At 65.3% G+C, this 25,449-nt stretch carries 23 protein-coding genes and 2 pseudogenes; 22 read left to right on the forward strand and 3 right to left on the reverse strand.

Annotated elements, in window-relative coordinates:
• Positions 1-388 (forward strand): transposase (locus tag BLW27_RS14565; RefSeq protein ID WP_143042250.1); only part of this gene is annotated, 388 nt, incomplete at its 5' end.
• Positions 389-557: 169 nt separating this feature from the next.
• On the opposite strand, the gene BLW27_RS14570 is transcribed toward BLW27_RS14565, so the two are convergent.
• Positions 558-878, reverse strand: coding sequence for a DUF1330 domain-containing protein (locus BLW27_RS14570; RefSeq protein WP_218141126.1), 321 nt, complete (start codon positions 876-878; stop codon positions 558-560).
• Between the two features lie 274 nt (positions 879-1,152).
• On the opposite strand from BLW27_RS14570, the gene BLW27_RS14575 reads away from it, so the two are divergent.
• The 13 genes and pseudogenes from BLW27_RS14575 (at position 1,153) to BLW27_RS14630 (ending at position 12,491) form a co-directional block, all read left to right on the forward strand.
• The gene (locus BLW27_RS14575) at positions 1,153-1,638 is read left to right on the forward strand and encodes a GNAT family N-acetyltransferase (protein ID WP_245710892.1); all 486 of its coding nucleotides are present in this window, start codon (positions 1,153-1,155) and stop codon (positions 1,636-1,638) included.
• Positions 1,635-2,684: a dipeptidase gene (locus BLW27_RS14580; protein ID WP_089884224.1), complete on the forward strand. Its 1,050-nt coding sequence runs from the start codon at positions 1,635-1,637 to the stop codon at positions 2,682-2,684. Before BLW27_RS14575 ends, BLW27_RS14580 begins: the two co-directional genes overlap by 4 nt.
• Positions 2,685-2,708: 24 nt before the next feature.
• A complete protein-coding gene (locus BLW27_RS14585) occupies positions 2,709-4,304 on the forward strand; it encodes an ABC transporter substrate-binding protein (RefSeq protein ID WP_089884226.1) in 1,596 nt (531 codons plus the stop codon).
• Positions 4,305-5,366, forward strand: coding sequence for an ABC transporter permease (locus BLW27_RS14590; protein WP_089884227.1), 1,062 nt, complete (start codon positions 4,305-4,307; stop codon positions 5,364-5,366).
• Positions 5,363-6,277, forward strand: a complete 915-nt coding sequence (locus BLW27_RS14595) for an ABC transporter permease (protein WP_089884229.1) — start codon at positions 5,363-5,365, stop codon at positions 6,275-6,277. Before BLW27_RS14590 ends, BLW27_RS14595 begins: the two co-directional genes overlap by 4 nt.
• The gene (locus BLW27_RS14600) at positions 6,274-7,140 is read left to right on the forward strand and encodes an ABC transporter ATP-binding protein (protein ID WP_089884231.1); all 867 of its coding nucleotides are present in this window, start codon (positions 6,274-6,276) and stop codon (positions 7,138-7,140) included. The genes BLW27_RS14595 and BLW27_RS14600 overlap by 4 nt, the downstream gene beginning before the upstream one ends.
• Positions 7,137-7,889 (forward strand): ABC transporter ATP-binding protein, encoded by a 753-nt coding sequence (locus BLW27_RS14605; protein WP_089884233.1) that lies wholly within the window; start codon positions 7,137-7,139, stop codon positions 7,887-7,889. The genes BLW27_RS14600 and BLW27_RS14605 overlap by 4 nt, the downstream gene beginning before the upstream one ends.
• 247 nt (positions 7,890-8,136) lie before the next feature.
• Positions 8,137-8,566, forward strand: a pseudogene (locus BLW27_RS14610) (integrase core domain-containing protein); the annotation flags it as partial.
• A gap of 354 nt (positions 8,567-8,920) precedes the next feature.
• On the forward strand, positions 8,921-9,922 hold the full coding sequence (locus BLW27_RS14615) for a 2-hydroxyacid dehydrogenase (RefSeq protein ID WP_089884237.1): 1,002 nt from the start codon (positions 8,921-8,923) through the stop codon (positions 9,920-9,922).
• 3 nt (positions 9,923-9,925) lie between these two features.
• Entirely contained in the window at positions 9,926-11,389 is a 1,464-nt protein-coding gene (locus BLW27_RS14620) for an L-lactate permease (RefSeq protein ID WP_089884239.1), read from the forward strand.
• A 195-nt stretch (positions 11,390-11,584) separates the two neighbouring features.
• Positions 11,585-11,793: pseudogene (locus BLW27_RS14625) on the forward strand (IS256 family transposase); the annotation flags it as partial.
• A 55-nt stretch (positions 11,794-11,848) separates the two neighbouring features.
• Positions 11,849-12,007, forward strand: coding sequence for a hypothetical protein (locus BLW27_RS21240; RefSeq protein ID WP_177177922.1), 159 nt, complete (start codon positions 11,849-11,851; stop codon positions 12,005-12,007).
• A 262-nt stretch (positions 12,008-12,269) separates the two neighbouring features.
• A complete protein-coding gene (locus BLW27_RS14630) occupies positions 12,270-12,491 on the forward strand; it encodes a DUF3072 domain-containing protein (RefSeq protein ID WP_089884241.1) in 222 nt (73 codons plus the stop codon).
• 220 nt (positions 12,492-12,711) lie between these two features.
• Here BLW27_RS14630 and rhaI read toward each other — a convergent pair whose 3' ends face one another.
• Complete coding sequence (rhaI, locus tag BLW27_RS14635; protein WP_089884242.1) at positions 12,712-13,986, reverse strand: L-rhamnose catabolism isomerase; 1,275 nt, start codon at positions 13,984-13,986, stop codon at positions 12,712-12,714.
• A 49-nt stretch (positions 13,987-14,035) separates the two neighbouring features.
• Entirely contained in the window at positions 14,036-16,138 is a 2,103-nt protein-coding gene (locus BLW27_RS14640) for a bifunctional rhamnulose-1-phosphate aldolase/short-chain dehydrogenase (RefSeq protein ID WP_089884397.1), read from the reverse strand.
• A 191-nt stretch (positions 16,139-16,329) separates the two neighbouring features.
• Here BLW27_RS14640 and BLW27_RS14645 point away from each other — a divergent pair, with 191 nt between their 5' ends.
• From BLW27_RS14645 to BLW27_RS14680, 8 genes are all read left to right on the forward strand, one after another.
• Entirely contained in the window at positions 16,330-17,133 is an 804-nt protein-coding gene (locus tag BLW27_RS14645) for a DeoR/GlpR family DNA-binding transcription regulator (protein ID WP_089884244.1), read from the forward strand.
• A gap of 43 nt (positions 17,134-17,176) precedes the next feature.
• On the forward strand, positions 17,177-18,172 hold the full coding sequence (gene rhaS, locus BLW27_RS14650; RefSeq protein WP_089884246.1) for a rhamnose ABC transporter substrate-binding protein: 996 nt from the start codon (positions 17,177-17,179) through the stop codon (positions 18,170-18,172).
• 69 nt (positions 18,173-18,241) lie between these two features.
• Positions 18,242-19,786 (forward strand): sugar ABC transporter ATP-binding protein, encoded by a 1,545-nt coding sequence (locus BLW27_RS14655; protein WP_089884248.1) that lies wholly within the window; start codon positions 18,242-18,244, stop codon positions 19,784-19,786.
• Positions 19,787-19,862: 76 nt separating this feature from the next.
• A complete protein-coding gene (locus BLW27_RS14660; protein ID WP_089884249.1) occupies positions 19,863-20,846 on the forward strand; it encodes an ABC transporter permease in 984 nt (327 codons plus the stop codon).
• Positions 20,843-21,841, forward strand: a complete 999-nt coding sequence (locus BLW27_RS14665; RefSeq protein ID WP_089884252.1) for an ABC transporter permease — start codon at positions 20,843-20,845, stop codon at positions 21,839-21,841. The genes BLW27_RS14660 and BLW27_RS14665 overlap by 4 nt, the downstream gene beginning before the upstream one ends.
• On the forward strand, positions 21,841-22,155 hold the full coding sequence (gene rhaM / locus BLW27_RS14670) for an L-rhamnose mutarotase (RefSeq protein ID WP_089884255.1): 315 nt from the start codon (positions 21,841-21,843) through the stop codon (positions 22,153-22,155). Before BLW27_RS14665 ends, rhaM begins: the two co-directional genes overlap by 1 nt.
• Positions 22,152-23,540, forward strand: a complete 1,389-nt coding sequence (locus BLW27_RS14675; RefSeq protein WP_089884257.1) for an FGGY-family carbohydrate kinase — start codon at positions 22,152-22,154, stop codon at positions 23,538-23,540. Before rhaM ends, BLW27_RS14675 begins: the two co-directional genes overlap by 4 nt.
• A 145-nt stretch (positions 23,541-23,685) precedes the next feature.
• Positions 23,686-25,389 carry an ABC transporter ATP-binding protein gene (locus BLW27_RS14680; RefSeq protein WP_089884258.1) on the forward strand — a complete coding sequence of 568 codons (1,704 nt, stop codon included), beginning with the start codon at positions 23,686-23,688 and terminating at the stop codon, positions 25,387-25,389.
• Positions 25,390-25,449: the final 60 nt, after the last annotated feature.

Genomic DNA, 25,449 nt, shown 5'->3' on the forward strand with positions numbered 1-25,449 from the left:
GGAAGACGAGCAGATCGGAACGGTCACCGCCGACGGCGCCTACGACACGCGCCGGTGCCACAAAGCCATCACCGACCGGCAGGGCACCGCGATCATCCCCATCCCCATCCGCAGGAACGGACGTCTTTGGAAAGAAGACTGCCCGGCTGCACGCGCCAGAAACGACACCCTGCGCGCCACCCGATATTACGGACGGGCATTCTGGAAAGGCTGGACGGGATACCACGCCCGCAGCCGGATCGAGGCGAAGATGCGATGCCTGAAATCCTTCGGCGATCGCATCATGGCCAGGGACCCCGACCGACAGACTGCCGAAACCCACATCCGCATCGCCCTTATGAACCGCTTCACCGCCCTCGGCACCGCCGATATCGTCCGCGCGGCATGACGTCAGTGGGGTAAGGGGCAGCCACGCCTCAGGCGAAATTTGTGCAACAACGCCGATCATCATCGACAATATCAACAGCAGGTGTCGCTTCGGGCCCGCAGGTGGTCGGTGACATCTTCCAGCCTGAAAATGACGGCGGCCGCCGGCAGCTCCTTTGCCCGCTGAGTGGCTACAGTCCTTCAACCAGAATGAGATCGGTATCGGAAATCTTCTCTCTCACGGCCCGCGCCTCGGTGTAGGCATCGGACTCGTAAAAAGCCCGCGCGGAATCGTAGCTTGCGAATTCGATCACAATTGCCAGACCCTTGGCGCCTCCCTCGCGGTGGTCAGGCGAGGGGTTCCTAACAAGTATCTTGCCTTTATGCTCTGCTATAGCGGCACCCGAGAGTTTCTTGAACTCCTCGAAGGCGTCCTCGTCGTGCACGCGGATGTGCGCAATCAGGTAACCCTTGGGCATCGTCGGCATCCCCTCCGTATATGCGTTCTTCATCGAGGTTCGTGTAAGGCAGGGATGATACCACGACTTCGGTCGCAAGTCTGCTGCCTGCGAGGGTCGGCGGCGCCGCCGCGGTCTACACTGCGCGGCCCCACGGCACCGCCGAGACCATCCGCGTGGCATCACGGGCAGTGGGGGAAGGGGCAGTCGCGCCGCAGGCGCGCGTTGCGCAACAATGCCAATTGCCGCCGATTGTTACGTGGATACGGCGTACAATGCGACTCCAGCAGACAGGTTGCGGCGAAACCCGATTGCGGATTGGCCCAAAGTGGCCAAAGCTTCCCTGATGAACGCAAGTCCGATGAAGATACGAGCTGCCCGGCGGGACGACCTGCGCGCGCTGCTCGCTCTGTATGCCGACGATGGCTTCGGAAGAACGCGAGAGGCGGCCACGTCGGGCGCAGACTACGAGCGTGCGTTCCACGCTATCGCGGCTGATGCGAACCACTTGCCGATCGTGGGCAAGGTGGATGTCGAAATCGTTGCGACTCTGCTGCTGTCCTTTCTCCCCGGTCCGTCGCGAAGCGGCGCCTGGCGCGCACAGATCGAGGGCAAGCGCGTAAGTGCGCCTCTGCGCGGCCGCGGTTGGGGCAAACAGCGGCGCGGTTGGGCCATCACCAAGGCACGACGGCGTGGCTGCGAACTGGTCCAGCTGACTTCGGACCGGCGCCGTTCGGCGGCGCACCGGTTCTACGAGGACGTCGGGTTCGAGGCGACCCATCACGGCTTCAAAACGACACTGGATATCCAATGACTGAATTCCCTGTCTTCGACGGTCACAATGACCTGGTGCTGCGCCTTCTGCGCGGCGACGTGACCGCCGAGGGCGTGGCGTCGGGTCTCGTGGACGGCCATATCGACAAGCCCCGGGCGCACCGAGGCGGCTTGGGCGGCGGCATGTTCGCGATCTTCGTTCCCAGCCCCGGCGACAAGGACGTGCGCCATGAGGAAATGCGCCATCCGCCGTACGATATCCCGCTGCCCGCCCCGGTCTTCGAGGCCGAGGCCTGCGAATGGACAGAGCGCGGCTTCGCGGCTTTGGACGACCTGGAAAGGGCTGGGGCTATCCGCCGCTGCCTGACCGCGAGCGCAGTCGAGGCCGGCCTGAGGGCTGAGGAAATGGCTGCCGTGACTCATATCGAAGGCGCTGAGGCCATCGACCGCGATCTCGAGCGTTTGCACCTATGGCACGCGCGCGGCCTGCGCTCACTGGGGCCGGTCTGGAGCCGTGACACAGTCTGGGGCCACGGTGTGCCCTTCCGTTACCCCTCCGATCCCGACATCGGCCCGGGGCTGACCGAGGCGGGAAAGGCGCTGGTGCGAGAATGCAACCGCCTGAAAATCCTGGTGGACCTGTCGCACCTGAACGCCAAGGGCGTCGAGGACGTCGCCCGCATTACAGATGCGCCCCTTGTCGCCACGCATTCCAACGCCTGGGCGATTTGCCCGCACGCCCGCAATCTGACCGACCGGCAACTGGACATGATCCGCGATAGCGATGGAATGGTGGGTATCAATTTTGCCAGCGCCTTTCTGCGACCGGACGGACGGATGGACGCGGAGTTTGCGCTTGACATACCGCTCCGACATTTTGACCATCTGGTTGAAAAACTGGGTGAAGATCGTGTTGGCTTGGGATCGGATTTCGACGGGGCGCTTATCCCGGAGGGAATCACCGACTGCGCCGGCCTGCCTAACCTGATCGAAGCACTGCAGTCTCATGGGGTAGACGATGGCCTGATGGCCAAGTTCACTCATGGAAACTGGTTGCGGGTCCTGCATCGCACGTGGGGCCAATAAGAAAACAAAACAGGGAGCAAGACCATGAAACAGACCTTCGTTGCGGCTGCGGTCGCCGCCACGCTCGCCATGGGCGCCGCCGTGCCGGTCTTTGCCGAGACACCGCCCAACATGCTGGTGATCGCCAACAGGATCGATGACATCAAGACATTCGATCCCGCCGAAAGCTTTGAATTTGCCGGCGCCGATGTCAGCCGAAACGTCTATGAAAAGCTGGTCAACTTCGACCCGCTCGACCTCGAAGCCGGATATCAGCCGCAGCTGGCCGAAAGCTGGGAGATTTCCGAGGACGGCAAGACCATCACCTTCACCATGGCTGACGGACACATGTTCTCGACCGGTCGCGAGGTGACGGCCAAGGATGCCGAATTCTCGTTGCGCCGGGCGGTTCTTCTCGACAAGACACCGTCGTTCATTCTCACGCAGTTCGGTTTCACACCCGAAAACGTGGAAGAGACCATCGTCGCACCGGACGAGGACACGCTGGTCCTGATGTTGGACAAGCCCTACGCGCTGTCCTTCGTCCTGAACAGCCTGACCGCCACCATCGGCGGCATCGTCGACAGCGAGGCTGCGATGGCCAATGCCGTCGACGGCGACATGGGCAACGAATGGCTGCGCACGAACACCGTCGGCTCAGGTCCGTACAAGGTGGTCGACTGGAAGCCCAACGAAAGCGTCCTTATGGACCTGAATCCGGAATACCACGGCGAGACACCGGCCATGGAGCGGGTGATCGTCCAGCATATCCAGGAAAGCGCCACTCAGCGTCTGCAGCTGGAGCGCGGCGACATCGACGTGGCGCGCAACCTCTCACCCGAGGATGTGGCGGGTCTCGAAGGCGTCGAAGGCGTCAAGATCGTAGACGAGTTGCGCGGGCGGCTGATGTATTTCTCGGCCAACCAGAAGAAGGAGATGCTGGCCGACCCCAAGGTGGTCGAGGCGCTCAAGCTGGCGACCGACTATAAGGGCATGTCGGATTCGTTCCTCAAGGGTCAATACACGGTCCATCAGGCATTCCTGCCCAGGACCTTCATGGGCGCGCTGGAAGAAACACCTTACAGCTATGACATGGAGGCCGCCAAAGCCGCGCTGGCGGAGTCCGGTTTCCCTGAATGCGGGCCGATCAAGATCTCGGTCCGGGATGCGCAGGAGCGGATGGACATCGCCCAGTCGCTGCAGAACACCTGGGGTCAGCTCGGCTGCGACGTCGAACTGACGGTGGGCACCGGTGCGCAGACGCTGGACCGCTACCGCGCGCGCGAGCACGACATCTATCTTGGCGCCTGGGGGCCAGACTATCCGGACCCGAACACCAATGCCGGCACCTTCGCCTACAACCCCGACAATTCGGACGAGGCGGGCGCCACGGGCCTGCTTGCGTGGCGCAACGCCTGGGCCATTCCTGAAATGAGCGAAAAGACCCAGGCCGCGGCCGTCGAGAACGACACCGACAAGCGCCGCGAGATGTATCGCGAACTGCAGCGCGAGCATCAGCAGGTCAGCCCCTTCGGAATCATGTTCCAGCAGATCGAGCAGAACGGGATGGGCGAGAACGTAGAGAACTTCGTCGCCGGCGGCGCGACCACAGCGGTTTCCTACTGGATCATCACCAAGTAGATGGCGGATCAGAACGTCAATCAAACGGGCGGGCGGCTTGGGCCGCCCGTCCCCATCTGGGTCAGGAAATCCCTGGCAACGGTTGCGACCGTGGCCGCGACGATCCTCGGACTGCTTTTCGTGACCTTCATGATCGGCCGTGTCATGCCGATCGACCCGGTTCTGGCGGTGATCGGCGAACGGGCGACGCAGGCGCAATACGACCAGACCTTCCGCGAGCTCGGGCTCGACCAGCCGCTGCTTGTGCAGTTCGGGATCTACGTCAAAGACGTCCTGCAAGGCGATCTCGGCGAGTCGATCCGCACCGGCGAACAAGTCACGACAGACATTGCGCGCGTCTTTCCCGCGACGCTGGAACTGGCCACGCTGGGCACTTTGTTTGGCGTCTTCCTCGGCGTGCCGCTGGGGGTCTTGGCTGCAGTCCGGCGGGGCAGCTGGATTGATCAGCTGGCGCGTTTCGTGGGGCTGATCGGATATTCGATGCCCATCTTCTGGCTGGGCCTGGTTGGACTGCTGATCTTCTACGGCATTCTCGGGTGGGTCGCGGGTCCTGGTCGACTGGGCATCTTCTATCAGGGCATAGTCGAGCCGATCACCGGTATGCTTCTGGTCGACAGCGCGTTGCGGGGCGAATGGACGGTTTTCCGCAACGCCTTTTCACACATCATCCTGCCCGCCTCGCTGCTGGGGTACTACAGCCTCGCCTATATCAGCCGGATGACGCGATCCTTCATGCTGGAACAGCTGAATTCCGAATACGTCACCACCGCCAGGGTCAAGGGCCTGAGCGAGTGGCAGGTGGTTTGGGGTCATGCCTTCCGCAACATCCGCATCCAGCTGGTGACTGTGATCGCGCTGGCCTACGCCAACCTGCTCGAAGGTTCGGTGCTGACGGAAATCATCTTCGCCTGGCCAGGGCTCGGACAATACATCACCACCTCGCTTCTGGCCAACGACATGAACGCCGTCCTGGGCGGCACCATCGTCATCGGAACCATCTTCGTGGCGATCAACATCTTTTCCGACCTGCTGTACCGCTTTTTCGATCCGAGGGCCAAATGACCGCCGACACCGGAATGCGTGCGTGGCTCCTGACTGAAGAGCCCACCTCCCGCCGTCATGCGCGACTCGCCGCGTGGTACAAGGGTTGGCTGACCCTCCGTTCAAACACCCTGGCGATGCTTGGGCTGATCGTGCTGGCATTCCTGATTCTTGTCGCGATCTTCGCGCCCCTTCTGGCCACCCACGACCCCTTCGCGCAGGATCTCGGCCAGCGCCTGCTGGCGCCGGGGGAAGGCGGGCATCTCTTCGGCACCGACAACCTTGGGCGGGACATCTACTCGCGCCTGCTCTACGGCGCGCGCATCTCGCTCTATATCGTTTTGCTGGTGGTAATGGTGGCTCCGGTGGTCGGCTTGATCGTGGGCACGGTCGCCGGCTATGCCGGCGGCTGGATCGACATCGTGCTAATGCGGGTCACGGACATCTTCCTCGCCTTCCCGCGCCTTATCCTCGCGCTGGCCTTCGTGGCCGCGCTCGGGGCGGGAATCGAGAACGCGGTGCTGGCAATTTCGCTCACGGCATGGCCGCCCTATGCAAGGATCGCCCGAGCCGAGACGCTGACAATCCGGCATGCCGATTACATACACGCGATCCGCCTTCAGGGTGCAGGACCACTGCGCGTCGTCACGCGGCACATATGGCCGCTGTGCATCTCGTCGCTGGTCATCCGGGTCACGCTGGATATGGCGGGCATCATCCTGACCGCGGCGGCCCTCGGCTTCCTCGGTCTCGGTGCGCAGCCGCCCAGCCCGGAATGGGGCGCGATGATCTCGGACGGACGGCAATACATCCTTGATTCCTGGTGGGTCGCAACGATCCCCGGCATTGCGATCTTCACCATCAGCCTCGCCTTCAACCTGCTGGGGGACGGACTGCGTGACGTTTTGGACCCCAAGGACGACAACTCTTGACCAACGACGCCCCCCTCCTGAATGTCGAAAATCTCTGGGTGCGGTTCAGCAGCCGCACCGGCGTGTCCGAGGCGGTGCGCGGGATCTCCTTTACGCTGGGGCGCGAGCGGCTGGGCATCGTCGGGGAAAGCGGCTCGGGCAAGTCGATGACGGGGCGGGCCGTGCTGCGACTGATCCGCCCGCCCGGCATGATCGAGGCGGACCGCCTGGAGATTCATGGCGAGGACGTGCTGGGCGCATCGGAAAAGCGCATGCGCCGCCTTCGCGGCGGGCGCGTGTCGATGATCATGCAAGACCCCAAGTTTTCTCTGAACCCGGTGATGACCGTCGGTCAGCAGCTGGTCGAGGCTCTGCGTGCGCATGAACGGGTTTCGAAACGGGATGCACGAAAGCGGGCCCTGGCCACGCTGGACGAGGTCGCGATCCGCGATCCCGAGCGCGTTTTGAACCTTTATCCGCACGAGGTGTCGGGCGGCATGGGACAGCGCATAATGATCGCCATGATGCTGCTTCCAAACCCGGAGATCCTGATCGCGGACGAACCGACCTCGGCGCTGGATGTGTCGGTCCAGCTTCAGGTGCTCGACATCATGGACAAGCTGGTGCGTGACCGCGGCATGGGCCTGATGTTCATCAGCCACGACCTGAACCTCGTGGCCAAGTTCTGCGACCGGATCGCCATCATGTATGCCGGTCGCATCGTCGAGACCTGCAAAGCCAGCGAGCTGCGCAATGCGCGTCACCCCTACACGCTGGGTCTGCTCAATTCCGTCCCTGATCTTGAACACCCCCGTGAAAGGCTGGAGGTCCTGAAACGCGATCCCGCCTGGCGCGAGGCTCCCTCCGTAAGTGCCCGTCAATGAACGCTATCGACATCAGCAATCTTGACGTCTGGTTCGGGTCCGGTGCCGACCGGGCTGACGCCGTGCGCGACGTGTCCTTCAAAGTGGCTGACGGCGAAAGTTTCGGCCTGGTCGGTGAAAGCGGCTCGGGCAAGTCCACTATCCTGCGCGCGATCGCGGGGCTGGTGCCGACCTGGTCGGGAGAGATGACCGTTGCCGGTGAAACCTTGGGCGTGCGGCGAAGCAAGGCGTTCTATCGCAAGGTCCAGATGGTGTTCCAGGATCCCTACGCCTCGCTGCATCCGAGGCAATCGGTTGATCGTGTGCTTTCCGAGACGATGGGACTGCACGGGGTCACGGACATCGACAAGCGCATCGGGCGTCTTCTGGACGACGTCGGTCTCGGCCCCGGCTTCCGATTTCGGTACCCGCATCAGCTGTCCGGGGGCCAGCGCCAGCGCGTCGCCATCGCGCGCGGCCTGGCCTGCGAGCCGAGTATCCTGTTGCTGGATGAACCGACTTCGGCATTGGACGTTTCGGTGCAGGGTGAGATCCTGAACCTGCTGACCGACCTGCGCCAGGAACATAAGCTGACCTACGTCATGGTTTCGCACGATCTTGGCGTCGTCGGGCATCTCTGCGAACGCATCGGTGTCATGAAGGAGGGCCGTTTTGTCGAGGTATTGGCGGTGGATGAGATGCGCCGCCTCGAAGCACGCGAGCCCTACACTCGGCATCTTCTGGAAAGCTCGATCAACTCGATCCGCTGAGCAGCGTCACGATCTTCGACGGAAAACCGCAGGTCGCAGTCGCTTCGTATCCGCCGCCTCCCGCGAAGTCATCTGAATGTCCGAAAAGAACTTAGGCTTGCATCGCACCAGCGAAGCGGTGCCGCTTTTCCTGCCTACGCCAGTACATTGCTCAGATCTGGCGCGGCACAAACTGATGGGCCGTCCGCTTGATCCGCACACCGGCCGCTGATGCGTCACGGGACGAATGACCTCCCCGACACTTCCTCGCGAACTCGATGCGCTGGTGCGGATCTACGGAAAGCCCGCCCGCATTGTCAGCGAGTTGCCATTGGAGCGCGATTGGTCCGAGCGACAATGGCGACGGCACGGAGTTCATCAGCCGGGCTTCCCTGAAGTGGGCCGACGAGAAAGTGGTCCCTTGGCACAACATCGGCCCGGAAAAGCCGCAGCAGAATGCCTTCATCGAGCTATTCAACGGCAGCTTCCGGGGCCAGCTGTTGAAGGATGAAATATTCGACACCCGGGACGATGCCCGGCGAAAGCTGGCTCTCTGGCGCCACGACTACAACGACGGCAGGCTGCATTCATCGCTCTGAAACCGGCCGCCGCTCGAAAAGCGCCGGGCGCTCGAGCGTTTTGAGGATTCCGCGCCCGGCGCGCTTCCCCGAAACGAACAGTCCAACTACCAATCTTGAAACCGAAACAACAGCGATCCCGAACACGTCTAGACCGCGCCGGACCGCAAGCAAGCCGCCGCGGATGCCGAACCAGAAGGTGCCAGGTAGATCGAGCCAAAGGCCAAGGATAGAATTTCCGTATCAGACACCGTTGCCGTGGACCTGCCCGCACCATCGCGCGGCAACGTCCGCGGGTCCGTCGGGTGATGCCGGGTGCCGGCCGCTTAAATTGTATTCGCTCTGCCACATGCCGCGCCGGCGCACGAGATCCTGTATCCGGGGCGTCAAAGGAAGTATCCCGGCACGCAACGGGCGAAGGCAATGACGGCCCCTGTAGCACCGAAAACCGGCGACCTCAGCGACGGAGATCCCATGCGCGTAACGGTATTCAGCACCAAACCCTACGATGAACGCTATCTGAAGACGGCGAATGGCGGCGCCCACGACCTCATATTCCTCGACATGCGCTTGTCGCCCAAGACGGCGCCCCTCGCCAATGGCGGCGACGCGGTCTGTGCCTTCGTCAACGACGATCTCGGACCCGATGTCGTCGGGGAACTGGCACGTTCGGGCATCCGTTTCGTCGCGCTGCGCTCGGCGGGCTTCAACCACGTCGACCTCGCGGCCGCGGCCTCGGCCGGCATCGCGATCGGTCGGGTGCCGGCGTATTCCCCGCATGCCGTCGCCGAACACACGCTCGCCCTGATCCTGACGCTCGACCGCAAGCTGCACAGGGCCTACAACCGCGTCCGCGAGGGCAACTTCGCGCTCGACGGGCTGCTCGGGTTCGACCTGCACGGCAAGACCGTCGGGATCATCGGCACCGGACAGATCGGCGGGATCGTCGCGCGCATCCTCAAGGGCTTCGGCTGCGAGTTGCTGGCCTACGACCCGAACGAGAACCCGGCGTGCCTTGACCTGGGCGTGCGCTACGTGACGCTGGACGAGCTGCTGGGCCAAAGCGACATCGTCACGCTGCAATGTCCGCTCACGCCGCAGACCCATCACCTGATCGACGCCGAGGCGATCGCGCGGATGAAGCCGGGCGTGATGCTGATCAACACCAGCCGCGGCGCGGTCATCGACACCACGGCGCTGATCGCCGGCCTCAAGGACGGGACGATCGGCAGCGTCGGCCTGGACGTCTACGAGGAGGAGGCGGATCTGTTCTTCGAGGACCAGTCGCAGACCTTCATCCGCGACGACGTCTTCGCGCGGCTGCTGACCTTTCCCAACGTCCTGGTCACCGGCCACCAGGGGTTCTTCACCCACGAGGCGCTGACGGCCATCGCCCGGACCACCGTGGACAACATCTCGGCCTTCGAGCGCGACGGCGCGCCTGTCCACCCGGTGCCGATGCCCGCGGGAGGGTAGGCCATGGGCGCGGCACTGGCGGCGACACCGCTTGCGGTCATCCTGATCGGCATGGCGATCCTGCGCCGCTCGGCCGTACTGTCGGGAGCGGCGGGCCTGGCCCTGGCCGTGATCCTGGCGCTGACGGCGTTCCGGCCCTCGGACGGGATCGCGCCACTGATGACCGGCGTCGCGGCCGAGGCGCTGCACACGGTGGCGACGATCCTGTGGATAATCCTGCCCGCGCTGGCGCTGTTCGAGTTCCAGAAGGCGTCCGGCGCGATCCTCCGCATCCGCGACATGCTGGCCTCGCTGACAGGGGAGCGTCGTTTGCAGGCGATCCTGATCGCGTGGTTTTTCGGGCTATTCATGGAGGGGGCGGCCGGGTTTGGCACGCCGGTCGCGCTAGCCGCGCCGCTTCTGGTGGGATTGGGCTATGCGCCCGTCCGGGCCGTCGTGCTGGCCCTGCTGGGCCATGCGGCGGGCGTTTCCTTCGGCGCGCTGGGAACGCCGGTTCTGGCGCAGGTCGCCGTGTCGGGACTTACCGCGCAGGACATCGCCCTGCAGACCGCGGCGCTGCACGCGATCGCCGCGCCGGTCCTGCTGGTCGCGATGGTCCGGCTGGCGGACGAGGCGCCGCTGACCGGAAGGCTTCTGGGCTGGACCGCGTTCGCCGCGGCCAGCTTTCTTTTGCCTTCGGTCATTCTGGCGGCGCTGGTCGGACCCGAGTTGCCGACGCTCGGCGGCGCCCTGATCGGCGCGGCTGTCTTCGTCGCGGTGCTGCGTCACAGCCAGCCGCGCAACGCGGCCAAGCCCCTTTTCCATTTCTCGGACCTTGCGCCCTATGGCCTGATCCTTCTGCTGGTCCTGGCGACGCGGTTGATCGCGCCGGTGCAGGAAACCTTCGCCGGTCTGACGCTGTCATGGAGCATGAACGGCGGATACAAGGGCTCTTTCCAGCCGCTCTATCATCCGGGCACGCTGCTGTTTCTCGGGTTGCTTCTGGGCGCGCTCGGCACCGGCCGGTCGGGATTGCTGCCCGGCGCCTTGTCGGTCGCGCTGCGGCGCCTCCTGCCGGTTGCCATCGCCCTGCTGGTCATGCTGACGCTATCGCGGCTGATGGTTCACGCGGGCATGATCCGCAGCCTCGCGGCGGCCGCGGCCGGCGTCGGGCCCGTATGGCCATTTCTTGCACCGTTCGTTGGCGTGCTGGGCAGTTTCATCACCGGGTCGGCGACGTCGTCAAACATCCTGTTCACCGAGTTCCAGGTATCGACCGCCGACAGGCTGGGCCTGCCGCCGACGAACCTCGTGGCCGCGCACGGCTTCGGGTCGGCCATCGGGAATATCGTGGCGCCGCACAATATAATCGCCGGCAGTGCCACCGTCGGCCTGATGGGCCGCGAGGGTGTGGTTCTGGCCCGCACTGCGAGATTGTGCCTGATCTACGCTGCCATCGGAGGCCTTTCGGCCTTTGGGTGGCTCTAACTGCTTCCTTCATTCAGTTGAACCGAGGAGCATGCGTGGGGAACCTTCCGGGATTCAGACGATTTCCCCGGACGTGGTGTAGCTTGCGGTGCCATCGGGTTTTCTCGGAAGGTCGGGTTCTGACCGCCAACCTGAACCGGGAACTACTCCCGCGACCTGCTCCGCGAGATGATCGGCTTCGCTGTCGAGCGGCTGATCCTTCGGGATCTCGTTAGGCTAGGTCTGTCGGGCGTGAAGCCGGTGATCCCGGATGCGCCCGAAGGCAAAAAGGCCGCCACGACTCGGGTGCTGTCGACGACCCGGCTGCGCTGTCGCGTCCGCTTCCGACACAATGCCTTGGCCATGCCGGACAGAACAGCCGGCGCGCCGTCCCGGCCTTCATCGCCACGGCGTTCGCCCACCCTGTCCGGAACACGAGGCCGCGGACGGCGTTGATTGGGAAACAGGAATGGAGGCGACATGGCCAAGAAAGAGAACCCGGACAGAGTACCGCCTGGTACGCCCGGATCCGGAGAAGACATCTGCCGCAAGTGCAACGGATCCGGCAAGATCGACGGGAACGACTGCCCGGCCTGCAACGGCACGGGAAAGATCATCGCTCCGATTGGAGGGGCGTGATTCAGCCGTCAAGCCCTCGCCAGACAGCGGCGCGCCACAGCGTCGGGTCCTGACGAGGCCGATCATACGGATTGATTCCGCTTGGCAACGCTCCTTCACGATGCTGCACCCAAGTCGCACCGAATGCCTGACTGCGGTTCGGTGCGCCCGTGTGTCCGGCGCCGTGCAGCCATGAGGCGGCTGTATTTCTCCTGCAGGAAAGCATCGCCACAACGGAACCTTTTGATTGCGGGAACATTGAGCGAACGCAAAGGGAGAAAACATGACTGAGAAACTCACCGACACGCCCAAGAAAGAGACGCCCGGCAACACGGAAAAGCCGGTCGATAACTGGATCACCGGCGACGAGCCGATGACCGGAGCGCAGGCGAGCTATCTGAAGACGCTTTGCGAAGAGGCCGGTATCGAATTCCAACCGGACTTGTCGAAGGCCGAGGCTTCGAAGCGTATTGATGCACTTCAGGAAAAGACCGGCCGTGGGTGACGGCTACCGTGGCCGATCAGAAATAACCACCAGCAGCTTTCGTGGCTCATCTGCAGCCACGTTTCCTCCCATAAAGGCTCGCTTCAAGGCGTGCCGTACGGCCTCCAGATCATCCGTGGCATTGCAAGCTCTCGATCGAAGTCAAGAGCCCGGCTCGACGCCTACAAAGCGCCTGGACGCAGGACTGAAGCGCGTTGGTGTGGCGTGAGCTGAGAAGCGGCTATACGATCCCGCCGCCGCTGCCGTCGGCTTTTGGGCGTGCCTCGGCGACCGTCGCGCGATAGCACGATCGGCGATAGGCGGGCACGGGATCGATCGCGGCGCCCTTGTCCAGCCGGGCCATGCGCAGGATCGGCGTCACGTCTGTGCGGAAGGCGGCCTTCAGCGTCTCGGACGCCATCAGTGCGTCGTTGTCGTCCTGATAGCCCCCGAGAGCCCCGCGATCGACCAGCAGCGCCTGCGCGTATGCACGCTGCACTTCCATGGCGGAGTTCATCAGGCTCTCGATCGGGTCGGTGACGTTGTGGCTCTGGTCGAGCATGTGCGCGGGGTCGAAGCCCGGCGTGCCCTCGGCATCCACCAACTCATTGAAGACGAGGAACAGCCGGTACGGATCGATGGCGCCGGTGTCGAGGTCGTCGTCCCCGTACTTGCTGTCGTTGAAATGGAAGCCGCCGAGCTTGCCCGCGTGGATGAGCCGCGCGACGATCATCTCGATGTTCACGTTCGGCGCGTGGTGGCCGAGGTCGACGAGGCAGAAGGCGCGCTCACCCAGCGCCTGCGCGATCATGTAGTTGGTGCCCCAGTCCTGCACCACGGTCGAGTAGAAGGCGGGTTCGAACATCTTGTGCTCGGTGAAGAGGCGCCAGTCATCGGGTAGCCCCGCGTAGATCTGGCGGGCGCTGTCGAGGTAGCGGTCGAACTGCCGGGTGAAACTGGTCTGGCCGGGGAAGTTCGAGCCGTCGCCGACCCAGATCGTCAGCGCCTTCGAACCGATCTTCCGCCCCAGCTCGATGCAGTAGAGGTTGTGCTCGACCGCCTGCGCGCGCGTCGCGGCGTCGGTGTGCGAGAGCGAGCCGAACTTGTAGCTGTGCGCCTGTCCCGGCTGGTCCTGAAAGGTGTTGGAGTTCATCGCGTCGAACGCGAGGCCCGTCTCCTCGGCCTTGGCGAAAAGGTCGGCGGGATCGGCATCGTCCCACGGTATGTGCAGCGACACGCGCGGGGTCGCCCCGGTCAGCTGGTGGATCACGCCGCAATCGTCGAGCTTGTCGAAGATCGTTGCCGGCTCGCCCGTACCGGGGAAGCGCGCGAAGCGGGTGCCGCCGGTGCCGACGCCCCACGACGGGATCGCGATGCCGTAGGCCGCGACCTTGTCCTTCACCGCTGCGATGTCGATGCCGCGGCGCGACAGGTGTTCGCCGAGCGCGTCGTAGTCGGCGCGCAGGGCGGCTTCCGCCGCCTCGTTGGCCGCGGTGATGGTGCTTTTGTCGATCATGGTCCCTCCCAGCCGGCTGCCGCCCGGAGCCCGGGCGGCGATCCGGTCCTCAGCGCGTGAATGCCTGCACGTTACCGGCGTCGACGTTCAGGATGTTGCCCGTCGATTTCGAACTGGTGTCCGCGGCGAAGAAGTAGCACGCCTCGGCGATGTCCTCGGGCAGCACGGAACGCTTGAGCAGCGAGCGCTCGCGGTACATCTCCTCGAGCCCTTCCTTGTCGGTGCCGTAGGTCGCGGCGCGCTGGTCGAGCCATTCGCCGGACCAGATCTTCGAGCCGCGCAGCACCGCGTCGGGGTTCACCACGTTCACGCGGATCCCCACGGGCGCGCCTTCCAGCGCCAGGCACCGGGCCAGGTGGATCTCGGACGCCTTCGCCGTGCAGTAGGCCGACGCGCCCGGCGAGGCGGCAAGACCGTTCTTCGAGGCGACGAAGACGATCGCGCCGCCGATGCCCTGCGCCTTCAGAACCCGGAACGCCTCGCGCGCGACCAGGAAATAGCCCGTCGAGAGAATCGACATGTTCCGGTTCCAGAGTTCGAGCGTGGTGTCCTCGACCTTGGCCGAGGAGGCGATGCCGGCGTTCGATACGACGATGTCGACGCCGCCGAACTCGACCGCCATGTCGGCATAGGCGGCGGCCACGGCGTCTTCCGAGGTGACGTTCATCTCGACGCTGCGCACCGCGTCTTTGCCAAAGCGCGCCGTCAGCGCCTCCCGCGTCGCGCCGAGCGTTTCGGCGTCGATGTCGGCAAGCACCACGCAGGCGCCCTCCGACAGGTAGCGCTCGGCCGTCGCGGTGCCGATGCCGCCCGCGCCGCCGGTGACGATGGCGATGCGTCCCGCAAGGCTCTTGGGCCGGGGCATGCGCTGAAGCTTGGCCTCCTCGAGCAGCCAGTACTCGATGTCGAAGGCCTCCTGCTCGGGCAGGCCCTGATATTCGCTGACCGCGTCCGAGCCGCGCATCACGTTGATGGCGTTGACGTAGAATTCGCCCGAGATCCGCGCCGTCGCCTTGTCCTTGGCGAAGGTGATCATGCCGACGCCGGGGACGAGGTAGACGACCGCGTTGGGGTCGCGCATCGCCGGGCTGTCGTCGTGCTTGCAGCGCTCGTAATAGTCGGCGTAGTCGGCGCGGTAATCCTCGATCATGCCGCGCAGGCGGTCGAGCGTGCCGTCAACGTCCGGGTTCGACGGATCGAAGTCTACGACGAGCGGCCGGATCTTGGTGCGCAGGAAATGATCGGGGCACGAGGTGCCAAGCGCGGCGAGACGCGGCATGTCGCGCGAGCCGACAAAGTCCAGGACCGCATCCTGGTCGTCGAAGTGACCGACCTTGTGGCTGCCCTCCGAAATCATGCCGCGGATCGCCGGCATCAGCGCGGCGGCGACGCGGCGCCGCTCGGCCTTGGGCAGGGTGGGGTGCGCTTCACCGCCGAAGGCCGGCATGCCTGCGGTCTCCTGCTCGAACCACGCGATGGCACGGTTGATCGTGTCGAGCGTCAACTCGTAGCACTCCTTTGCGTCGTCCGCCCAGGTGAAGAGGCCGTGGCTTTCCAGCACGACGCCCTTGGCCTCCGGATTCTTGCGGCAGAAGTCTTCAAGCCAGAGGCCAAGCTCGTAGCCGGGCTTCTTCCAGGGCAGCCAGCCGATCTCGTCGCCGAAGATCCTCTGCGTCAGCTCGCGAGAGTTCTTCGACGCCGCGATGGCGATGATCGCGTCGGGGTGGACGTGATCGACATGCTTCTTCGGAACGTATGCGTGCAGCGGCGTGTCGATCGAGGCGGCGCGCGGGTTCAGCGCGAAGGTGCAGTGGGGCAGGTAGCCCACCATCTCGTCCTCGTGGGCGGGCCCCCGATAGAGCCCCTTCAGCGCCTTGAGCTTGTCCATGTAGAGCGTGGAGAAGCCGGACTTGTCGATCGTCCCGATGTCGCCGCCCGAGCCCTTGACCCACAGCACCTCGACCGGGTCGCCCGTCAGGGGCTCGGTCTCCATCACCTTGGCGGACGTGTTCCCGCCGCCGTAATTCGTGACGCGCTTGTCCGAGCCGAGCAGGTTCGAACGGTAAAGCAGCTTGTCCGACTCGCTCATCCCGGACGCTTTCGCGTCGTCCCACAGGTTGTCGAGCCCCGTCGCGGACGCGGTCTTGAGCATGGCGTATCCTCCCATCGGGCCCGCCTTGGGCCGGTCGTAAATCGCAAGCAGCATCGGCAGCGGGCCGGCCATTGTCAATCACAAACGATCATAAGCAATCATTATGCAGGCGCAGAAAGCGCGCTTTCGATCATTAATGATTGACAATGATTGGATCGCCGCGCCATGCTGCCGGCTCAAGGGAGGCATCCATGCACGAGAACGAGCGCCATCGCGTCATCCTGTCCGCCGTCGAGGCCAAGCCGTTCGTGTCGGTGGCCCAGATGGTCGAGATGACCGAGTCGTCCGAGGCGACGATCCGGCGCGACATCGCCACCCTGCACATGCAAAAGAAGCTGCGCCGCGTGCGGGGCGGGGCGGAATCGGTCGCGCCGACTGCGGTGACGGGGCTGCTGGGGCGGCCGTTCTCGGTGAACCAGTCCAAGTACGCGGCCCAGAAGCGCGCCATCGGGCGCGCGGCGGTCGACCTGCTCGAAGATGGCGAGTCGGTGATCATCAACGGCGGCACGACCACGTTCCAGATGGTGCACCCGCTGGCGACCCGGCGCTGCCAGGTCTTCACCAACTCGTTCCCGATCGCCGAGCACCTGCTGAAGCAGACCAAGAACACAGTCGTGCTGCCGGGCGGTACGATCTACCGCGAACAGAACATCATCCTGTCGCCCTTCGACAACGACGTGACGCGAAATTTCTACGCGCGGCGGATGTTCATGGGCTGCCAGGGCATCGCGCCGCTGGGTATCATGGAGCCCGACCCGCTGGTGATCCAGTCGGAGCAGAAGCTGATCGGACAGGCCGAAGAGGTGGTGATCCTCGCGGACAGTTCGAAGTTCGAGATGCGGTCGAGCCTTATCCTGTGCCCGCTCGACCGCGTGCACACGGTCATCACCGACGATCGCGTGAAGGATGCCCACGCCGCCATGCTGGAAAGCGCGGGCGTGAAGCTGATCGTGGCGCCCGTAAGCGCCGCGGAGGAGAAGGCCGAGGCGGGATAAACGCCCGGCCGTGTTCGCCAGTCATTTCAAGGGAGGAAAGCAAATGACACTGACCAGACGTTTCGCCATCGGACTCGGGCTTGCCGCGTCGCTGATGGGCACCACCGCCATGGCGCAGGACTCGGTGCGCATCGCGCTCGTGGCCAAGTCGCTGGGCAACGGCTTCTTCGAGGCGGCCGCCCGCGGCGCCGAGGAAGCGGCCGAGGAACTCGGCAACACCGAGATCATCTATACCGGCCCCACCTCGACCACCGCCGAGGGGCAGATCGAGGTGATCAACAGCCTGATCGCGCAGCGCGTCGACGCGATCGCGATCTCGGCCAACGATCCTGACGCGGTCGTGCCGGCACTGCAGAAGGCGATGCAGCGCGGCATCACCGTCATCTCTTGGGATTCCGGCGTCGCCCCCGAGGGCCGCGAGATGCACCTCGCGCCGTCCTCGGACGAGCTGATCGGCCGGACGATCATCAAGCTTGCCGCCGACCACCTGCCGGAAGGCGGCGAGGTCGCGGTGCTGTCGGCGACCTCGACCTCGACGAACCAGAACACCTGGATCGCCGAGATGGAGAAGGTCATGGACCAGTATCCCGACATCGAGGTCGTGGCGACGGTCTACGGCGACGACCTGGCCGACAAGTCCTATCGCGAGGCGCAGGGCCTGATGCAGACTTATCCGGACCTCGACGCCATCATCGCGCCGACGTCCGTGGGCATCGTCGCAGCCGCACAGGCGGTGCAGGACGCGAGCAAGGTGGGCCAGGTCAACGTGACCGGTCTCGGCCTGCCGTCCGAGATGGCGGGCGCGATCGAGAGCGGCGCGTCGAAGTCCTTCGCCATATGGAACCCGGTCGACCTGGGCTACACCACGGCCATGATCGCGCACGCGCTGGCCACCGACGAGGCGACGGCAGAGCCGGGCGCCGAGATCGACACGGGCCGCATGGGCAGCGTGACGCTGGACGAGGACAACCAAGCCGCGATGTCCGAGCCGTTCACCTACGACGAAAGCAATATCGACGAGTTCAAGAGCATCTTCTGAACCCGTCCCGCGCGGGGCTCATGGGCCCCGCGCCACCCGCTTCCTTCACCACCGGCCTCCGGAGGATCGATGAACTATTCCAGCGAAACAGGCCGCGGCGTGCCGGTCCTGGCCGATCCGGTGCTCCGCCTCTCGGGCATCACCAAGACCTTTCCGGGCGTGCGCGCGCTAAGCGACGTCGAACTCGCGCTCTACCCCGGGCAGGTGACGGCGCTCGTCGGTGAAAACGGCGCGGGCAAGTCGACGCTCGTGAAGATCCTGACCGGCATCTACCAGCCCGACGGTGGCGTGATCGAGGTGGACGGGCAGGCGAGCAAGTTTCCCACCGCGACCGCCGCGTCGGCGGCGGGCGTGACCGCGATCCACCAGGAGACCGTGCTGTTCGACGAACTGACGGTCGCCGAGAACATCTTTCTTGGGCACGCGCCGCGCGGGCGGTTCGGCCTGATCGACTGGACGGCCATGAACGCCCGCGCGCAGGAGATCCTGACCCGCATCGGCGCGCAGATCAGCCCGAAGACGCCCCTGCGCGAGCTTGGCATCGCGTCGAAGCATCTGGTCGCCATCGCCCGCGCGCTGTCGGTGGACGCGCGCGTCGTCATCATGGACGAGCCGACCGCCGCGCTGTCCTCGGCCGAGATCGAGGAGCTTTACGAGCTGGTCGAACGCCTGAAGGGCGAGGGCAAGGCGATCCTCTTCATCTCGCACAAGTTCGACGAGATCTTCCGCATCGCCGACCGCTACACCGTCTTCCGCGACGGCGAGATGGTCGACGCGGGGATGATCGCCGACGTGACCGAGAACCAGCTGGTCGAGAAGATGGTCGGCCGCGCAGTCGACACCATCTTCCCCCAGCGGAACAGCAACCCGGGCGAGGACGTGCTGACCGTGGCGGGTTATTCCCATCCGACCGAGTTCGCGGATATCGGATTCACCCTGCGCCGGGGCGAGATCCTCGGCTTCTACGGCCTCGTCGGCGGGGGGCGGTCCGAGTTCATGCAGGCGCTGTTCGGCGTGACGAAGCCGTCGAAGGGGGCCTGCCGGATCGACGGAAAGATCGCCGTCATCCGCTCGCCCGCCGAGGCCATCAGGAAGGGCATCGTCTATGTCCCCGAGGATCGCGGGGCGCAGGGCGCGGTGACCGCCATGCCGATCTTCCAGAACGTCACGCTGCCCTCGCTCAAGGCGACCTCGCACAAGGGCTTCGTGCGCATGGCCGAGGAATTCGCGCTTGCGCGCAAGTACACCGAGCGGCTGGATCTGCGCGCCGCTTCGCTCGACCAGAACGTGGGCGAGCTGTCGGGCGGCAACCAGCAGAAGGTCGTCATCGCCAAGTGGCTGGCGACGCAGCCCAAGGTCATCATCCTAGACGAACCCACGAAGGGCATCGACGTGGGCTCGAAGGCGGCGGTGCATGATTTCATGGCCGAACTGGCCGCCGAGGGCCTTTCGGTCATCATGGTCAGTTCCGAGATCCCCGAGATACTGGGCATGTCGGACCGCGTGATCGTCATGCGCGAGGGACGGATCGCTGCCGAGTTCGACCGCGAGGGCCTGACGCCGGAAACGCTGGTGCGCGCCGCGGCCGGCTATGGCGGGGAGGCGGCGGCATGACACCGCTATCTCCGCGCCCCGCCCCTGCGTCTCGTCGCAACGACCGCTCGATCACCCCTTTCACCCGGAGCGCCGCATGATCCGCGACTTCATCAAATCGCGCGAGGCGATCCTCGTCGGAGCGCTCATCGCCCTGATCCTGCTGGTGGAGATCCGGTTCTCGGGCTTCGCGAGCCCCGGCAACCTCGCCAGCGTGTTTAACGACACCTCGATCCTGATCATCCTCGCGCTCGGGCAGATGCTGGTGATCCTGACCCGCTGCATCGACCTTTCGCTGGCCTCGAACCTCGCGTTGACCGGCATGGTCACGGCCATGATCAACGCCGCGATACCGGGCTTGCCGGTGATCGCGCTGATCGCACTTGCCATCGGGCTGGGCACGCTGATGGGCATGTTCAACGGCATTCTGGTGTGGAAGCTCGACATTCCGCCGATCGTCGTCACGCTCGGCACGTTGACGATCTATCGCGGGCTGGTCTTCCTGATCTCGGGCGGCGAATGGGTGAACAGCCACGAGATGGGCGAAGCCTACAAGGCGCTGCCCCGGCTCGATTTCCTGGGCCTGCCGGTCCTGTCGTGGATCGCCATCGCCGTCATCGCGGGCTTCGTGATCCTGGTGAACCGCTCGGGCCTCGGGCGGGCCTTCTACGCCGTGGGCGGCAATCCGCATGCCGCGGTCTATACCGGCATCGACGTCGGCCGCACGCGCTTTGCAGCCTTCACCATCGCCGGGGGACTGGCCGGCCTGTGCGGCTATCTCTGGGTGTCGCGCTACGCGGTCGCCTATGTCGACGTCGCCGGCGGGTTCGAGTTGGACGTGGTCGCGGCGTGCGTGATCGGCGGCATCTCGATCGCTGGCGGGCTGGGGACGGTCACCGGCGCGGTGCTGGGGGCGCTCTTCCTCGGCGCGATCAAGAACGCGCTGCCGGTCGCCGGGATCTCGCCCTTCTGGCAACTCGCCATCTCGGGCGCCGCGATCATCATCGCCGTGGCCTTCAACGCGCAGTCGAGCCGCAAGCAGGGCCGCATCATCCTGAAATCCGCGGAGCACCCGACATGAGCCTTGCCGAAGGAACCCGCCCCCGCAATTTTCCGGATCGCCTGACCGGGCGCGGCCAGCGCATCTTGAGGAGCTGGGAGCTTCTGCTGTTCGTGATCGCGGTGCTGATCTTTATCGCCAACACGCAGGCGAGCCCGTATTTCCTCGACCCCTGGAACCTGTCGGACGCGACGTTCAACTTCACCGAGAAGTCGATGATCGCCTTCGCCATGGCGCTGCTCATCATCTCGGGCGAGATCGACCTCTCGGTCGCGGGGATCATCGCGCTGGCCTCGACGGCGATGGGCTGGGCGCTGCAATTCGGGGTCGGCACGCCGGGCCTCGTCGCCATCGGCCTCGCCGTGGGGCTGCTCTGCGGCGCTTTCAACGGGGTGCTCGTCACGCGGCTTGGGCTGCCGTCGATCGTGGTGACCATCGGCACGATGAGCCTGTTCCGCGGGATCAGCTACATCGTGCTCGGCGACCAGGCGTTCAACGGCTACCCCGACAGTTTCGCCTGGCTCGGGCGCGGCTATGTCTTCTGGGTCATCACGTTCGAGCTGACGCTGTTCGTGGTTTTCGCGCTGATCTACGGCGTGGTGCTGCACAAGACGAATTTCGGCCGGCACGTCTACACGATCGGCAACAACCCGGTGGCCGCACGCTTTTCCGGCATCCGCGTCGAGCGCGTGAAGATGATCCTGTTCCTGCTCACCGGCCTCATGTCCGGCATCGCGGCGATCTGCCTGACCGGGCGGCTCGGCTCGACCCGGCCCTCGATCGCATATGCGTGGGAACTCGAGGTCGTCACGATGGTCGTACTCGGCGGCGTGTCGATCCTCGGCGGCGCGGGGTCGATCCTGGGTGTGGTCATTGCCGCGCTGGTGATCGGCATGGTGACTTTCGGCCTGGGGCTGCTGAACGTGCCGGGCATCGTCATGTCGATCTTCATCGGTGCGCTGCTGATCGGCGTCATCGCCCTGCCGCGCCTGGTGACGAAGCTGCGGAGGCGGTGATGGAGAAGATCGCCTTCCGCATGACCCTTCTTCCCGGCATGGAAGCGGAATACCGGCGCCGGCACGATGCGATCTGGCCGGACCTGGCAGCGCTCCTGCGCGAGGCCGGGGTGCAGGATTATTCGATCCACCTCGACCCCGAGACGAACGCGCTGTTCGCGGTGCTGTGGCGGCGCGGCGATCATCGTATGGACGACCTGCCGAACCACCCGCTGATGCAGAAATGGTGGGCCCACATGGGCGACATCATGGAAACGAACCCGGACAATTCACCCGCGGTGGTGGACCTGCGGACGATGTTCCACCTGCCATGACGGAACCGCGCCACATCGCCGTCATCGACGTGGGCAAGACCAACGCGAAGCTGGCCCTCGTCGATGCTGGCACCCTGCGCGAGATCGCGGTCGAGACACGGCCCAACACCGTGCTGCCGGGGCCGCCCTGGCCGCACTTTGATCTTGAGGGGCACTGGAGCTTTTTCCTCGACGCGCTGGCCCGTTTTCACGCCGGGCACGGGGTGGACGCCATTTCCGTGACGACCCACGGCGCCTCCGCGGTGCTGCTCGACGCGAACGGCGATCTCGCCGCTCCGATGCTCGACTACGAACATGACGGGCCGGACTCGGTGCGCGCCGCTTACGATTCGCTGCGGCCCGACTTCGCCGTGACCGGATCGCCGCGGCTGCCGATGGGGCTCAACCTCGGGGCGCAGCTGCACTGGATGCTCGGCGCCGATCCCGGTCTCGATGCGCGGCTCGCCCATGTCGTCACTTATCCGCAATACTGGGGCTTTCGCCTGACCGGCGCGCTCGCAACCGACACGACCTCACTCGGCTGTCATACCGATCTGTGGGAGCCGTGGACCGGCCGGCCTTCGGCCCTGGTCGAGCGGCTCGGGCTTGCTCGCCGCCTTGCGCCGGCCAGGCACGCCGCCGATATCCTCGGCACCATCACGGCCGAGGTGGCGCGGAAGACGGGGCTGTCGCCGCGGACGCCGGTGGCCACGGGCATCCACGACAGCAATGCATCGCTCTACCCGCACATCCTGTCGCGCACGCCGCCGTTCTCCGTCGTCTCGACCGGGACATGGGTGGTCGCGATGGCGGTCGGAGAAACGCCGGTTTCGCTCGATCCCGCCCGCGACACGCTGGTCAACGTCGACGCGCAGGGAAAACCCGTACCCTCCGCGCGTTTCATGGGTGGACGAGAATACGAGATGATCCGCAGCGGACGGACAGCGGCGTCAGATGCCGACGATCGCCGGGCCGTGCTGTCGGGCAGGCTGCACCTTTTGCCGTCGGTCGAGCCCGGCTCGGGCCCGTTTCAGGGCCGTTCGGGCGGTTGGTCGCGCAGGCCAGATACGGATGGCCAAGCGATGCTGGCCTTGTCATTCTACCTGGCGCTGATGACCCAAGAATGCCTTGCCCTTTCAGGGGCCGCGGGCCCGGTCGTGATCGAGGGGCCGTTCGCGAGGAACGCCGATTATCTCGACATGCTGGCGGCCGTGCGCCCGGACGGTGTGATCGCGACGGCCTCGCAGACCGGCACCAGCGCTGGGGCGGCGCTTCTGTTCTCAAGCAAGGGCGTCGCGCTTGGCGGGCGGCTGGTTACGCCGTCCGATACAGCGGCGCTGCGCGGCTATACTGCAGAGTGGCAACAGGCGGCTCGAGTCGAACGGGCGCCGGTTTTCCGGCCCTGACCGGGGCCCGGGTCACGTCACCGGCTTGTGCAAGCGCTTCCGACGAGCCCCCCTTCGGTGCAGACTCGCGAGCCGGTGCGCGCGACTGGCGACGCGGGCGGCCGCGTGATAGTGGCGTCGCAACCCATCGAGCCGGCAGTCGCGCATGATCCGAAAGTTCGCCGAATACTATCGCCCTTGGAAAGGCCTGTTCTGGCTCGACTTCGGAAGCGCCGTGATGTCGGGCCTCATGGAACTCGCCTTTCCCCTGGCGATCAAGCTCTTCATCGACGTCCTGCTGCCGAGCGGTAACCTGACGCTGACAGTGATGGCGGCGATCGGGCTGGTGTTGATCTACGCGGTCAACGCCGGGCTCATGGCGGTCGTGACCTACTGGGGTCACATGCTGGGCATCAACATCGAGACCGAGATGCGCCGCCGCGCCTTCGACCAGCTGCAGCGGCTGTCGTTCTCGTATTTCGACAAGGTGCGCACCGGCAAGCTGGTGGCCCGCGTGACCCGCGACCTCGAAGAGATCGGTGAGGTCGCCCACCACGGCCCCGAGGACCTGTTCGTCGCGGTGATGACCTTCGTCGGCGCCTTCGTGATGATGCTGACGATCAACGTCGAGTTGGCGCTGATCACCGCCGCGATCGTGCCGGTCTGCGTGATCATCGTGATGGTCTTCGGCGGCCGGATGACGCGCACCTGGCGGTCGATCTACGCCCGCGTCGCGGATTTCAACGTCCGGCTCGAGGAGAACGTCGGCGGCATCCGCGTGGTGCAGGCCTTCGCCAACGAGGATCACGAGAAAACGCTGTTCGCCCGCGACAACGCGCGTTACCGCGACACCAAGCTGTCGGCCTACAAGGTCATGGCCGCGTCGACGACGCTCAACTACATGGGCATGCGCTTCGTGCAGGTCGCGGTGATGGTGGTGGGCGCGATCTTCGTTCTGAACGGCGCGCTGACGACCGGGGGCTACGTGGCCTTCCTGCTGCTGGTCACCCTGTTCTTCCGCCCGCTCGAGAAGATCGCCGCCGTGATCGAGCTTTACCCGCGCGGCATCGCCGGGTTCCGCCGCTATCTCGAGCTGATGGCGCTGCGCCCCGACGTCGAGGATCGCCCGGACGCGATCGAGGCGCCCGCATTTGATGGCCGCGTAACCTTCGACGACGTCGGCTTCGGCTACGACGCCGGGCGGTCGGTTCTGGGCGAGGTGACGCTGGACATCGCTCCCGGCGAGACGGTGGCCTTCGTCGGACCTTCGGGGGCGGGCAAGACGTCGCTTCTGTCTCTGGTTCCGCGCTTCTACGAGCCGCAATCGGGGCGCATCCTGATCGACGGGCAGGACATCGCCGGGATGACGCTGCGGTCGCTGCGCCGGCAGGTGGGCATCGTCAGCCAGGACGTGTTCCTGTTCGGCGGCACCCTGCGCGAGAACATCGCCTATGGCCGGCTGGACGCAACCAAGGCGGAGATCCTCGACGCCGCGGCCAAGGCCCGGCTGTCCGAGATGATCGCGGACCTGCCGGCCGGCCTGGACACGGTGGTGGGCGAGCGCGGCGTGACACTGTCGGGCGGGCAGAAGCAGCGCGTGGCGATCGCGCGCATCTTCCTGCGCAACCCACCGATCCTGATCCTGGACGAGGCCACCTCGGCCCTGGACACCGAGACCGAGCGAAAGATCCAGGTCTCGCTGGCCGAACTGTCGCGCGGGCGCACGACGCTTGTGATCGCGCACCGCCTGGCCACCGTGCGCGACGCTACCCGGATCGCGGTGATGGAGGCCGGGCGGATCACCGAGATCGGCAGCCACGCCGAACTTGTCGCCCGGGACGGGCGATACGCGCGCCTCGCCGCGGCGTGATGGCAGCGCGCCCTTGCGGGCGACGCGAATGTCTGTGAAACCAATCCCGATAGAACTTAT

The sequence above is a fragment of the Citreimonas salinaria genome, from assembly GCF_900107235.1.
Lineage (GTDB): Bacteria > Pseudomonadota > Alphaproteobacteria > Rhodobacterales > Rhodobacteraceae > Citreimonas > Citreimonas salinaria.

Excerpts from the sequence above, each read along its gene's own strand:
- BLW27_RS14585 (WP_089884226.1), top strand. The coding sequence starts at position 2,709 with ATGAAACAGACCTTCGTTGCGGCTGCGGTCGCCGCCACGCTCGCCATG.
- BLW27_RS14570 (WP_218141126.1), bottom strand. The coding sequence starts at position 878 with ATGAAGAACGCATATACGGAGGGGATGCCGACGATGCCCAAGGGTTAC.
- BLW27_RS14595 (WP_089884229.1), top strand. The coding sequence starts at position 5,363 with ATGACCGCCGACACCGGAATGCGTGCGTGGCTCCTGACTGAAGAGCCC.
- BLW27_RS14615 (WP_089884237.1), top strand. The coding sequence starts at position 8,921 with ATGCGCGTAACGGTATTCAGCACCAAACCCTACGATGAACGCTATCTG.
- BLW27_RS14580 (WP_089884224.1), top strand. The coding sequence starts at position 1,635 with ATGACTGAATTCCCTGTCTTCGACGGTCACAATGACCTGGTGCTGCGC.
- BLW27_RS14590 (WP_089884227.1), top strand. The coding sequence starts at position 4,305 with ATGGCGGATCAGAACGTCAATCAAACGGGCGGGCGGCTTGGGCCGCCC.
- rhaI (WP_089884242.1), bottom strand. The coding sequence starts at position 13,986 with ATGATCGACAAAAGCACCATCACCGCGGCCAACGAGGCGGCGGAAGCC.
- BLW27_RS14630 (WP_089884241.1), top strand. The coding sequence starts at position 12,270 with ATGACTGAGAAACTCACCGACACGCCCAAGAAAGAGACGCCCGGCAAC.
- BLW27_RS14660 (WP_089884249.1), top strand. The coding sequence starts at position 19,863 with ATGATCCGCGACTTCATCAAATCGCGCGAGGCGATCCTCGTCGGAGCG.
- BLW27_RS14645 (WP_089884244.1), top strand. The coding sequence starts at position 16,330 with ATGCACGAGAACGAGCGCCATCGCGTCATCCTGTCCGCCGTCGAGGCC.
- BLW27_RS21240 (WP_177177922.1), top strand. The coding sequence starts at position 11,849 with ATGGCCAAGAAAGAGAACCCGGACAGAGTACCGCCTGGTACGCCCGGA.
- rhaS (WP_089884246.1), top strand. The coding sequence starts at position 17,177 with ATGACACTGACCAGACGTTTCGCCATCGGACTCGGGCTTGCCGCGTCG.
- BLW27_RS14680 (WP_089884258.1), top strand. The coding sequence starts at position 23,686 with ATGATCCGAAAGTTCGCCGAATACTATCGCCCTTGGAAAGGCCTGTTC.
- BLW27_RS14640 (WP_089884397.1), bottom strand. The coding sequence starts at position 16,138 with ATGCTCAAGACCGCGTCCGCGACGGGGCTCGACAACCTGTGGGACGAC.
- BLW27_RS14665 (WP_089884252.1), top strand. The coding sequence starts at position 20,843 with ATGAGCCTTGCCGAAGGAACCCGCCCCCGCAATTTTCCGGATCGCCTG.
- BLW27_RS14605 (WP_089884233.1), top strand. The coding sequence starts at position 7,137 with ATGAACGCTATCGACATCAGCAATCTTGACGTCTGGTTCGGGTCCGGT.
- BLW27_RS14675 (WP_089884257.1), top strand. The coding sequence starts at position 22,152 with ATGACGGAACCGCGCCACATCGCCGTCATCGACGTGGGCAAGACCAAC.
- BLW27_RS14655 (WP_089884248.1), top strand. The coding sequence starts at position 18,242 with ATGAACTATTCCAGCGAAACAGGCCGCGGCGTGCCGGTCCTGGCCGAT.
- rhaM (WP_089884255.1), top strand. The coding sequence starts at position 21,841 with ATGGAGAAGATCGCCTTCCGCATGACCCTTCTTCCCGGCATGGAAGCG.
- BLW27_RS14620 (WP_089884239.1), top strand. The coding sequence starts at position 9,926 with ATGGGCGCGGCACTGGCGGCGACACCGCTTGCGGTCATCCTGATCGGC.